11 protein-coding genes are annotated in these 11,900 nt (G+C 58.2%); 4 read left to right on the forward strand and 7 right to left on the reverse strand.

The window, feature by feature from the left end:
• Nucleotides 1-561: LysR family transcriptional regulator (locus QZ766_RS17000; RefSeq protein ID WP_297204039.1), on the reverse strand; the 561-nt coding region annotated here is incomplete at its 3' end.
• Nucleotides 562-842: 281 nt separating this feature from the next.
• Between QZ766_RS17000 and QZ766_RS17005 the strand changes: the two genes are divergently transcribed.
• Nucleotides 843-1,454: an ankyrin repeat domain-containing protein gene (locus QZ766_RS17005; protein ID WP_297204041.1), complete on the forward strand. Its 612-nt coding sequence runs from the start codon at nt 843-845 to the stop codon at nt 1,452-1,454.
• Nucleotides 1,455-1,480: 26 nt separating this feature from the next.
• The gene (locus tag QZ766_RS17010; RefSeq protein WP_297204044.1) at nt 1,481-2,881 is read left to right on the forward strand and encodes an amidohydrolase family protein; all 1,401 of its coding nucleotides are present in this window, start codon (nt 1,481-1,483) and stop codon (nt 2,879-2,881) included.
• Between the two features lie 42 nt (nt 2,882-2,923).
• Here QZ766_RS17010 and QZ766_RS17015 read toward each other — a convergent pair whose 3' ends face one another.
• The 4 genes from QZ766_RS17015 to QZ766_RS17030 form a co-directional block, all read right to left on the reverse strand.
• On the reverse strand, nt 2,924-3,853 hold the full coding sequence (locus QZ766_RS17015) for a transcriptional regulator (protein WP_297204046.1): 930 nt from the start codon (nt 3,851-3,853) through the stop codon (nt 2,924-2,926).
• A gap of 16 nt (nt 3,854-3,869) precedes the next feature.
• Nucleotides 3,870-4,352, reverse strand: coding sequence for a type VI secretion system tube protein Hcp (locus QZ766_RS17020; RefSeq protein ID WP_297204047.1), 483 nt, complete (start codon nt 4,350-4,352; stop codon nt 3,870-3,872).
• 220 nt (nt 4,353-4,572) lie between these two features.
• A complete protein-coding gene (gene dadX / locus QZ766_RS17025; RefSeq protein WP_297204049.1) occupies nt 4,573-5,643 on the reverse strand; it encodes a catabolic alanine racemase DadX in 1,071 nt (356 codons plus the stop codon).
• A gap of 9 nt (nt 5,644-5,652) precedes the next feature.
• Nucleotides 5,653-6,951: a D-amino acid dehydrogenase gene (locus QZ766_RS17030; protein ID WP_297204051.1), complete on the reverse strand. Its 1,299-nt coding sequence runs from the start codon at nt 6,949-6,951 to the stop codon at nt 5,653-5,655.
• A 323-nt stretch (nt 6,952-7,274) separates the two neighbouring features.
• On the opposite strand from QZ766_RS17030, the gene QZ766_RS17035 reads away from it, so the two are divergent.
• Nucleotides 7,275-8,807 (forward strand): SpoVR family protein, encoded by a 1,533-nt coding sequence (locus QZ766_RS17035; RefSeq protein ID WP_297204053.1) that lies wholly within the window; start codon nt 7,275-7,277, stop codon nt 8,805-8,807.
• A gap of 38 nt (nt 8,808-8,845) precedes the next feature.
• Here QZ766_RS17035 and QZ766_RS17040 read toward each other — a convergent pair whose 3' ends face one another.
• Nucleotides 8,846-9,577 (reverse strand): carbonic anhydrase family protein, encoded by a 732-nt coding sequence (locus QZ766_RS17040; protein ID WP_297204055.1) that lies wholly within the window; start codon nt 9,575-9,577, stop codon nt 8,846-8,848.
• Nucleotides 9,578-9,743: 166 nt separating this feature from the next.
• Nucleotides 9,744-10,994 carry an NADP-dependent isocitrate dehydrogenase gene (gene icd / locus QZ766_RS17045; RefSeq protein WP_297204058.1) on the reverse strand — a complete coding sequence of 417 codons (1,251 nt, stop codon included), beginning with the start codon at nt 10,992-10,994 and terminating at the stop codon, nt 9,744-9,746.
• 203 nt (nt 10,995-11,197) lie between these two features.
• Between icd and rluE the strand changes: the two genes are divergently transcribed.
• Entirely contained in the window at nt 11,198-11,833 is a 636-nt protein-coding gene (gene rluE / locus QZ766_RS17050) for a 23S rRNA pseudouridine(2457) synthase RluE (protein ID WP_297204061.1), read from the forward strand.
• Nucleotides 11,834-11,900: the final 67 nt, after the last annotated feature.

The following is an 11,900-nucleotide window of genomic DNA, read 5'->3' on the forward strand; positions in this document are numbered from 1 at the left end:
CTCCGGCAGGCGGGCCAGCGGGTGGTCGGGCGCTAGCGCAAACGCCCAACGCACCGCGCCTATTTCGGCATAATCCAGCCCGCCGCCGTCGGGCAGCGTGCCGGGCGCGCCGATGGCGATGTCGGCACGGTCGTTTATTATCGCATCCCAAACCCCGTTGTAGACCTCGGAGGTAATTACGGCCTGACAGCTGGGAAAACGCTGGCGGAGGATCGCCAGCAGCAGCGCGGTGTGCCGGGGCGTGTAAAGCAGCTGGTTGATACAGAGGCGCACCCGGCCTTCAATGCCCTGGGACAGGGTGTCGATATTACGGCGGATCCCCTGGAAATCTTTCAGCAGCCCGGTGGCCTTGCGGAAAAAGTAGCTGCCGGCTTCGGTCAACTCAATATTGCGGGTGTTGCGGGTAAACAGCGCCGCGTCGAGACCGGTCTCCATGCGCTTTACTGCATAGCTTATCGCCGATGCGGTCACCCCCAGCTCCTGTGCGGCCCGGCTAAAGCTGCCGCAGCGGGCAGCTGTGACGAAGGCCGTTAAGTTCTCTTCATTAAAAATTGAATTCATTGCGCGGTTATCCTGCGGTATCAGCTACGTGAGCGGCATTCAATGAATAGCTATGCAGCAGCGCATCCCGAAATAATGCGGTAAATCAACAATGACTCACGTCTTAATGGGTTACAAGCTTCCCGGTCGCAATACGCTATCGCCATCAATATCCCGGCATTAATAAAGAATAATCAATAATCGCCGGGTTCATGATGAATGAAATTTAACCTGCTGTTTTTACGTGCTTTTAATGGCTACGCTTGTTGCATAAATACTGGAATGCGAATCGGAGCGTAATAATGGAACAACAGAATCTGGCCGGACAATTTTTACAGGCCGCCGAACGCGGTGATGCGGCAGTGCTGGCAGCCTGTCTGCGAGACGGCGCGGACGTTAATACCTGCACCCGGCAAAATCGCAGCGCCATTACCCTTGCCAGCCTCAACCGGCACTATGACTGCGTGGCGCGGCTGATTGATGCCGGGGCTGATATCGATCGTCAGGATAATACCTGCCTCAATCCCTTTCTGATCGCCTGCCTCAATAACGATCTGACCCTGCTGCGCCTGCTACTGCCCGCCGGGCCAGATCTTAATCGCCTGACGCGCTTTGGCGGCGTGGGGCTGACGCCCGCCAGCGAAAAAGGCCACGTGGAGATTGTCCGCGAGCTGCTGGAGCGCACCGATATTAACGTTAACCACACAAACTTTCTCGGCTGGACGCCCCTGCTGGAGGCTATCGTGCTTAACGACGGCGGCCCCGGCCAGCAGGCGATCGTTTCCCTGCTGCTGGCGCACGGCGCGGATCCGCAGATGACCGATAAGTACGGTCAAACCCCGCTGGCGCGGGCGCGGGAAAAAGGCTACCGGGATATTGCCAAACTGCTGGTGGCCGCCGGCGCCGGGGCGTAAATGCACGAACCGACGAGGAGATTACGATGCATGAAGATAACAGCCGCCGCCGGTTTCTCAGCAACAGCGGCAAAATCATCACCGCCGCCGCCTTCGCTGCGTCGGCGGTGCCGCTGGCGCGTGCAGATGAAAGAAAGCACCGCGCGGCTATTCAGGGAGGAAACGTTACCATGAGCGCTGACCACTACTATCTGGATAACGTTCGCCTGGAGAGCGGCTTTGAGTATGCACAGGAAAGCGTTGTCGCAACCAAAACGATCCTGCAAACCGTGGAGATTGCAGGCGGAAAAATTGTCGCCCTGCGGGATAACCTCAGCCATCCCGATACTGCCCTGCCCGCCTGGGACGCCGGCGGCGCGCTGATGCTGCCCGCCATGCGCGATATGCACATTCACCTGGATAAAACCTTTTACGGCGGCCCCTGGCGCGCGCTCAATCGCCCGGAAGGAACCACAATCCAGGATATGATCGCCCTCGAGCAGCGCCTGCTGCCGGAGCTTGCGCCCTACACCCGCGAGCGCGCCGGAAAGCTGATTGATCTGCTGCAGTCTAAAGGCTCTACCGTTGCCCGCAGCCACTGCAATATCGAGCCGGTCTCCGGCCTTAACAACCTGCACGCGTTGCAGGCGGTGCTGGCGGAACGCCAGAGCGGATTCCGCTGCGAGATAGTGGCATTTCCCCAGCACGGCCTCCTGCTCTCCCACGCCGAGCCGCTGATGCGCGAAGCGATGCAGGCCGGCGCGGACTACGTAGGCGGGCTCGATCCCACCAGCGTGGACGGCGCGATGGAGAAGTCGCTGGACACCATGTTCCAGATTGCGCTTGATTACGACAAAGGCGTCGACATTCACCTGCACGAAACGTCCCCCGCGGGCGCGGCGGCGATTGAGTATATGGTAAGCACGGTAGAGAAAACGCCACAGCTTAAGGGGCGGCTGACCATCAGCCACGCCTTCGCGCTGGCCACTATGCCGGAACGGCAGGTTCAGGATCTCGCCCGGCGCATGGCCGCTCAGCAGGTGACGATTGCCTCTACGGTCCCCGTCGGCACACTGCATATGCCTCTTCGCCAGCTTACAGAAAGCGGCGTGTGGGTGATGACCGGCACTGACAGCGTGATTGACCACTGGTCGCCGTTTGGCACTGGCGACATGCTGGAGAAGGCTAATCTCTACGCCCAGCTGTACATCCATCCTGACGAACTGTCGCTTTCCCGGGCGCTTGCGATTGCCACCGGCAACGTACTGCCGCTCAGCGACAAGGGGGAGCGGAACTGGCCCAGGGAGCAGGACGAAGCCAGCTTCGTGCTGGTGGACGCCTCCTGCTCAGCGGAAGCGGTCGCGCGCGTATCCGCGCGGACGGCGACGTTTTATCGTGGTAAACGGGTTTGGGAAAATCCGTGTCGCAAGGCGGCATCGGAATCGTGAGGAGAGGCGCGGCTATTCAGCCGCGCCTGTGGGTGTCGTGTGCTACAGCCGCGCCAGCGCGCGCTGCATCACCTCCATTTCCAGCGGCGTAAACGTCTTCGGCTCGATGCGAGCGGTACTCATTTCAATGTGCCAGGCATTATCCTCGGCAACCCGAATTTTGGCCCGGATGCTGTGCTGGACGCTGTGAAAATCGTGATTAAACAGCTGTTCGGCCCCGGTGAGATTGGTGTAAACCACCTGCCCCTGGCTGCCCTGACTGTAGCGCTGCGGATGGGGCGCGATTTCCATTTTCAGCTGCTCCTGCGCTTTAGCCGGATCTTTGAGGACTTTGTTATTCGCTTCCTCAAAAAATTTGGCTAATTTACCGTTGGTTTTCACCACCGCCTTCACCGTTTCCAGAAACTGCTTGTTATCCGCTACCTGCAGGTCGGCAAACACATTGCGCAGCGCCGCCAGCGCCCCGCCCGCGAGCGACGAAACGCCGCCCACGCCAATCAGCGCATAGCGCGCCGCCTGACTGGAGAGTGAATTACCCACGCTGGCCGCTACAATAGCCGCCACGCCTGCCCCTGCAGAGGCCAGCCCGCCGAGCGCGGCCAGCACTTTGCCTGCGTAATCATATTTGAGCTTGGCTTGCTCGCTGTAGATATTGCCCCCGTAGCCGGGATAGCGCGTCGCGGAGGTGCGATACTGCCTGAAGAACGCGCTATTGCCGGCTATTGCGCTGTTGCCATCGCCGCCGGTAAGGCGCTGCATCTCAATATCGTTGGGCCCGTGCCCTGCCGGCGAGCTGGCGGCGAGCAGCGCGTCGTAGGCGGCCATCACCTCCCGCTCTGGCGCATTTTCAAACTGGTACAACGTGTCTTCATCGAGCTCATTAACAAACGCCACGATGCTGCGCAGCTGGCTGGCGCTGAACTGAGAGTGACCGGCGAGGAGCGAATTGATCATCGCATTGATTTCTGCCATGGCGCTGCCCTCGTCGTCAGATTTCTTTGTTCAGCTTGATATCCCAGCCCGATTTGGTTTCCGCGCCCTTGGTACCCTGGCTGGTCTGCTCCCAGTAATGGAAATTGAGTTTGGAAGCCTGGAAGCCGTAAGTTACCATCAGGCGATCCGAATGGCCCACGCCGGTAAAATCCGTTTTGGTGACCAGCACGTCTTCCAGCACAATCCGCGAATATTCAACCTGCTGGCCGCCGGCCTTGCAGATAGAGATTTCAACTTTGTTCACGTGCTTGCCGCTGGAGCAAAATTTAAGGATTGCCGGTGAGGCTTTATCCACCAGCGCCTGCACGCTCAGATCCTGATAGTTGACCTTGCCCGCGCCACCGCCGCCGCCGACGGCCATATTGCCGGGCTGCGACGCGCCCCAGTTGAAGGAAAGGACATCCAGCCAGCCGGTGTGGTTAGCATCTTTTGATTCGCCCGTGACGCCATCGACTTTCAGAAACATATCAACTGCCATTACCTGATTCTCCGTCTTGCTTTGCACAAAAGGCGAAATGCCCGTTTCGTAAACCATGGTTAACATAACCTTGTGACGAAGAATTGACAGCGCGGCCCGGCGTATTCGGATAAATCGCAGGCTAAACTTTGCGCGGGTTCATAGTTTACGGCAGCGGCAAGGGATGGGAGCGAAGGTAATACGCGGCCTGTCCGCAGAGCATGGACAGGCCGCGGTGAAATTATTCCAGAATAAAGGGAACCCGCGGCGCGACGGCGCACATCAGCTCATAGCCGACGGTGCCGCAGACGCTGGCCACGTCGTCAATTTTGATCTCCTTGCCCCACAGCTCGACCGGTGTACCGATACCCGCCTGCGGACAGGGCGTTAAATCGACGGTAAGCATATCCATTGAAATTCGCCCGACGATGCCGGTACGGATCCCATCTACCAGCACCGGGGTGCCTTCCGGCGCAATGCGCGGATAGCCGTCGGCATAGCCGCAGGCCACAATTCCAATGCGCTGTTCGCGGCTGGCTTTATAAGTACCGCCGTAGCCCACCGCATCCCCCGCTTTCAGGTTCTGCACGGCGATAATCTCGCTGCGCAGCGCCATCACCGGCTTGAGGCCGCTGTTGGCCACGTCCTGCCATTTCCCGGAGGGCGATGCGCCGTACAGCACAATGCCGGGCCGTATCCAGTCGAAGTGCGTTTCCGGATGCCAGAGCGCGGCGGCGGAGTTCGCCAGCGAGCGCGGGCAGTCGAGCCCCTCCGCTGCCTGCCCGATGCGACGCATGGCCTCGTCGATGCCGCCGGGCGTGTCGGCATCGGCAAAATGGCTCATCAGCGTGATATCGCCGACGTTGGTCATCGCGCGCAGCTGCTGCTGCACGCTGTGCACCCGGTCCGGGGCAAAGCCGAGCCGGTTCATGCCGCTGTTCACTTTGAGATAAATATCGAGCGGGGCGCGCAGCCGGGCATTCTGAATCGCCTTAAGCTGCCAGTTGCTGTGAACGCTGGTTGTCAGGCGGTACTGGTCATACAGCGGCAAATCGTCGGCATGAAAGAAGCCCTCCAGCATCAGGATAGGCCCTTTCCAGCCGCGCTCGCGCAGCAAAACCGCCTCTTCAAGATTAAGCAGGGCAAAGCCGTCGGTAGCACCGAGCGCGTTCCAGATTCGGTCGATACCGTGGCCGTAAGCATTTGCCTTTACCACCGACCAGATTTTCGCGCCGGGAGCGGCCCGGCGCAGGATAGCGAGGTTATTTTTCAGCGCCGGCAAATCGAGGCCGGCGAAAACAGGACGGGTCATGGTTTTACCTTAGCCGTGGGCGCCGTGGAGCTGCCGCGCGCGGGCCGGCGAAAAGTCGGGGCTGTAGCGCGCCACGCTGAGATCTTCAAATGGAATGGCCGGGGCGCGGCCGGAGATCAGATCGCTCAGCAGCTGGCCGGAGCCGCAGGCCATCGTCCAGCCGAGGGTGCCGTGTCCGGTATTGAGCCACAGATTCTTATACGGCGTGCGTCCCACAATTGGCGTACCGTCCGGCGTCATCGGGCGCAGCCCGGTCCAGAAGGTGGCCTGCTCAACGAAGCCCCCGCGGGGAAACAGATCCCGCACCACCATCTCCAGGGTTTCCCGACGCGGTTTAAGCAGCGCTTTGTTAAAGCCGACGATTTCGGCCATGCCGCCCACGCGGATGCGCCTGTCGAAGCGCGTAATGGCGATTTTGTAGGTTTCGTCGAGGATGGTGGATACCGGCGCGCCATCCTCATCTTTGATCGGGATAGTCAGGGAGTAGCCCTTCAGCGGGTAAACCGGGATATCAATCATCCCCTTCATCATCGCCGTGGAATAGGAGCCGAAGGCCATGACGTAGCCGTCGCCTTTAATGATTTCATTGCCGCACTGCACGCCGCAAATCTGGTCGCCGTCCACCAGCAGCTTGTCCACCGGCGTGTTGAAGCGAAACTCGACGCCGTCACGGCGGGCCATCTCCGCCAGCCGCTGGGTAAAGAGCTGGCAGTCGCCAGTTTCGTCATTGGGCAGGCGCAGGCCGCCGGTCAGCTTGTGGGCCACTTCGGCCAGCGCGGGCTCGGCTTCCGCCAGGCACGACGCCTCCAGCAGCTGATACGGAACGCCTGCGTCTTCAAGCACCGCGATATCGCGGGTGGCATTTTCATACTGCTGCGCGGTGCGGAACAGCTGCAGCGTGCCGCCCTGGCGCCCTTCGTACTGAATGCCGGTCGCTTCGCGCAGCGCCTTCAGGCAGTCGCGGCTGTACTCCGACAGGCGCACCATCCGCCCTTTGTTCTCGGCGTAGTGCCGGGTATCGCAGTTGCGCAACATCTGCCACATCCACTTAAGCTGAAACTGCGTGCCGTCGAGGCTTATCGCCAGCGGCGCGTGGCGCTGGAACATCCACTTAACGGCCTTCAGCGGCACGCCGGGTGCGGCCCAGGGCGCCGCGTAGCCGGGTGAAATCTGCCCGGCGTTACCGGCGCTGGTCTCCTGCGCCGGGCCGGTTTCGCGATCGATAACCGTAACCTCGTGCCCCGCCTGGCGCAAATACCAGGCGCTGGCAACCCCAACCACTCCACTTCCCAGAATGACCACATGCATCGCTCGCTGCTCCAGATAAGTAAAAGGATAATCTTCTAATTACAAATTGATAACCTAGATGAATATATTATTCAACATAGCCTTTAATTATGGTGAGCGCTCTCACACAGCCCGCTAACTGCGGGAACGTGCCGCTTTTGCGATCTCCTGCTGAGGTTAAATTTTGGTTAGCATTAAATTCTACAAACAGTCATTTTTTACGACTTTCGGATGGGGAAATTGGGGATAAAAAAATTTGTCATTGGCGCGTTCGCCCGCAGGGTGTTCTATCCTTGAGTTGAGGCTCTCCGCACAGAGAGAGTCGCCAACAAGAGGGCGCGCTAATGGCTACGATTGATTCCATGAATAAGGACACCACACGTCTGAGCGATGGACCCGACTGGACGTTTGAGCTGCTCGACACCTATCTGGCGGAGATTGACCGGGTGGCGAAGCTCTACCGGCTGGATACTTATCCACACCAGATTGAGGTCATCACCTCCGAGCAGATGATGGACGCCTACTCAAGCGTCGGGATGCCGATTAACTACCCCCACTGGTCGTTCGGGAAAAAATTTATCGAAACCGAGCGGCTCTACAAGCACGGACAGCAGGGGCTGGCCTACGAGATTGTCATCAACTCCAATCCCTGTATTGCCTATCTGATGGAAGAAAACACCATCACCATGCAGGCGCTGGTCATGGCCCACGCCTGCTACGGGCACAACTCGTTCTTTAAGAACAACTACCTGTTCCGCAGCTGGACCGACGCCAGCTCCATCGTCGATTACCTGATTTTTGCCCGTAAATACATTACCGACTGCGAAGAGCGCTACGGCGTGGACGAAGTGGAAAAGCTGCTGGACTCCTGCCACGCGCTGATGAACTACGGCGTCGATCGCTACAAGCGCCCGCAAAAAATCTCGCTACAGGAGGAGAAAGCGCGCCAGAAAAGCCGTGAAGAGTATCTGCAAAGCCAGGTTAACACCCTGTGGCGCACGCTGCCCCGCAAGGAAGAGGAAAAAATCGAAGCCGCCGCCCGCCGCTATCCCTCCGAACCGCAGGAGAACCTGCTGTACTTTATGGAGAAGAACGCCCCGCTGCTGGAGCCCTGGCAGCGTGAGATCCTGCGCATCGTGCGCAAGGTAAGCCAGTATTTCTATCCGCAAAAGCAAACCCAGGTGATGAACGAGGGCTGGGCCACTTTCTGGCACTACACTATCCTCAATCATCTGTATGACGAGGGTAAAGTCACCGATCGCTTTATGCTCGAGTTTCTGCACAGCCACACCAACGTGGTGTTCCAGCCGCCCTACAATAGCCAGTGGTACAGCGGTATTAATCCCTACGCGCTGGGCTTTGCGATGTTTCAGGACATCAAGCGCATCTGCCAGTCGCCGACGGAAGAGGACAGGTACTGGTTCCCGGATATCGCCGGCTCCGACTGGCTGGAGACGCTGCATTTCGCGATGCGCGACTTTAAAGATGAGAGCTTTATCAGCCAGTTCCTGTCGCCGAAAATCATGCGCGACTTCCGCTTATTTACCGTGCTCGACGACGATCATAATAACTATCTGGAGATTTCCGCGATCCACAATGAGGACGGCTACCGGGAGATCCGCAACAAGCTCTCTTCCCAGTACAATCTCAGCAATCTGGAGCCGAATATTCAGGTATGGAACGTTAACCTGCGCGGCGACCGCTCTTTAACCCTGCGCTACGTGCCGCACAACCGCGCTCCGCTGGACATCGGGCGTCGGGAAGTGCTCAAGCACGTGCACCGGCTGTGGGGATTTGACGTCCTGCTCGAGCAGCAAAACGCCGACGGCAGCGTTGAGCTGCTGGAAAGGTGCCCGCAGCGGCCAAACGTGCTTTAACCCAGCAGCGGGAGCCAGCCGGCTCCCGCTTTTTTACCTTACTCCACAATCATACGGCCATTAAGCGGCTGCACCGGGCGATTATTGGCGTGACGCAGCGCGTGCTGGAATTTCTCCAGCTGACTTTGTGACAGTGTCACCGGTTCTTTCAACACAATCCAGCGCAGCCCTTCCGTGCATGGTGGCGTGGTGAGCGAGCCGCTGAAGCGATAATAGTGCAGATTCTCCGGAAATAGCGGGCGAATGTTCATGGGTTGATTAAGCGTTGCCACCTCATCAATCTTCTCCGGTAAGGCTGCCAGCAGCGGCCCCAGCGCCGGGTTCTCTGCTCCGATATTGAACATCACCGCCACCACCAGCAGTTCATTATTATCGCTTGAGTGAACAAAGTGGGCTTCAAGCGGGAAGGACTTACCGGCGATCAGGTTCTCGCTGGGGGTATGGAAATGATACTGCTGCAGAGTAAACTTCTGACCGTCAAGCTCCACCTCCTCGTTTTCCTGAACGCTAACCTGCAGAGTATGGCCATTGTTGACCAGCGTCTCTGCGGTATTTTGGTAATGCAGGTTCAGCGGCGCGAGGTCGGCATTCACCGGCTGGCGGATATCAATCGGCGACTGAAATTTGCCGCTGTGGCAGGTGCCGTAGTCCGGGCTTAACTCGCCCCAGTGGCCCGGCCCTTTTGCGCCCTCGTAGGTCCAGAGCGGATTTGAAGCGAATGCCGGGAGGCTAAAGGCCATCGCCAGAGTGAAAAACAGCTGTTTTTTCATAACATCGTCCTTGTTGACTATGAGGTAGGTAAAACTGCGGCGGCAAACATAGGACAGGAGCGCGGGAAAAAACAAGGCAGAGGCTTCTGCAAAGGGTGTAGGAACGGGGCCAGCAATAAAAAACGGGAGCCGGCAGGCTCCCGTTTAGTGTAAACCCAGGACGGGATTACATATTTGCGATAATCGCGTCACCAAACTCTGAACATTTCAGCAGTTTGGCGCCTTCCATCAGACGCTCAAAGTCATAGGTCACGGTCTTGTTGGCGATAGCGCCTTCCATGCCTTTAACAATCAGGTCTGCGGCTTCGAACCACTGCATGTGGCGCAGCATCATCTCGGCAGAAAGGATAACGGAACCCGGGTTAACTTTGTCCTGGCCCGCATACTTCGGCGCGGTGCCGTGGGTGGCTTCGAACAGCGCGCACTCGTCGCCGATGTTGGCGCCGGGGGCAATACCGATACCGCCAACCTGCGCAGCCAGGGCGTCGGAGATGTAGTCGCCGTTGAGGTTCATACAGGCAATGACGTCATACTCGGCCGGGCGCAGCAGGATCTGCTGCAGGAAGGCGTCGGCAATCACGTCTTTAACGATGATCTCTTTACCGGTTTTCGGGTTCTTAATTTTCTGCCACGGGCCACCGTCAATCAGCTCACCGCCGAACTCTTCTTTCGCCAGCTGGTAACCCCAGTCTTTGAAAGCGCCTTCGGTGAACTTCATGATGTTGCCTTTGTGCACCAGGGTCACGGAATCGCGGTCGTTGTCGATAGCGTATTCAATCGCGGCGCGCACCAGGCGCTTGGTGCCCTCTTCGGAGCACGGCTTGATGCCGATACCACAGTGTTCCGGGAAGCGGATTTTCTTCACGCCCATCTCTTCGCGCAGGAATTTGATCACTTTTTCCGCGTCTGCAGAGTCGGCTTTCCACTCGATACCGGCGTAGATGTCTTCAGAGTTTTCGCGGAAGATAACCATGTCGGTCAGTTCCGGATGTTTAACCGGGCTCGGCGTGCCCTGGTAGTAACGTACCGGGCGCAGGCAGACGTACAGGTCCAGCTCCTGGCGCAGGGCAACGTTGAGGGAGCGGATACCGCCGCCAACCGGCGTGGTCAGCGGGCCTTTGATGGCAACGCGGTACTCGCGGATCAGATCGAGGGTTTCAGGGGGTAGCCAGACGTCCTGGCCGTAAACTTTGGTGGATTTTTCACCGGTGTAGATCTCCATCCAGGAGATTTTACGCTCGCCCTTGTAGGCTTTCTCCACTGCGGCGTTAACCACCTTGATCATCGGCGGAGTCACATCAACGCCGATACCGTCGCCTTCAATGAACGGGATAATCGGGTTGTTAGGGACATTGAGTTTGCCGTTTTGCAGGGTGATCTTTTGGCCTTCCGCCGGAACAACTACTTTGCTTTCCATTAACCTCTCCTTCGAGCGCTTCTGGTCATTGCCCTTTCTGCATCGCGTTCCCGGTGCGTGTCTGGTGTTACGCGAACAGGCGGGAGCAATATTTTTTGTTAAAATTTTGTAATGAGCCCGAAGATACTACCTCAATGTCGGGCGCCATGAAAGGTCTTCGTAATTAAGCTATAATGCGTCAATTGATATAGCCTGAAAACACCATGCGTAAAACTTCTATTAAAAATCACAAGCTTGAGCGATTCAGCTCACGTAACACAGTTAAAAAGCACAAAAAGTCTTCGCCGCAGCGGATTGTTTTGTTCAACAAACCTTTTGATGTGCTGCCCCAGTTCACCGACGAGGCCGGACGCCGCACCCTGAAGGATTTTATTCCGGTAGCAGGCGTTTACGCCGCCGGCCGCCTCGACCGCGATAGCGAAGGGCTGATGGTGCTGACTAACGACGGCGCGCTGCAGGCGGCGCTGACCCAGCCGGGCAAGCGCACCGGCAAAATTTACTACGTGCAGGTTGAAGGCGAGCCGGACGGCTCCGCGCTGGAGGCACTGCGCGCGGGCGTCACTCTGAATGACGGCCCAACGCTGCCCGCCGGTATCGAACGGGTGGATGAGCCCGCGTGGCTGTGGCCGCGCAATCCGCCTATTCGCGAGCGCAAATCTATTCCCACCAGCTGGCTGAAAATCACGCTTTATGAAGGACGCAACCGCCAGGTGCGTCGAATGACCGCCCACGTGGGCTTCCCTACCCTGCGCCTGATTCGCTATGCCATGGGCGGCTACACGCTCGACGGCCTTGATAATGGCCAGTGGCGGGAACAACTCCCGGAGATGACATCATGATGAAGCATTTACTGTTAGCGGTAGCACTGTGTTGCCCGCTGGCGGCTTCGGCTGCGAGCTTTGACTG

This window comes from uncultured Pluralibacter sp., assembly GCF_913775985.1.
Classification (GTDB): Bacteria; Pseudomonadota; Gammaproteobacteria; order Enterobacterales; family Enterobacteriaceae; genus Pluralibacter.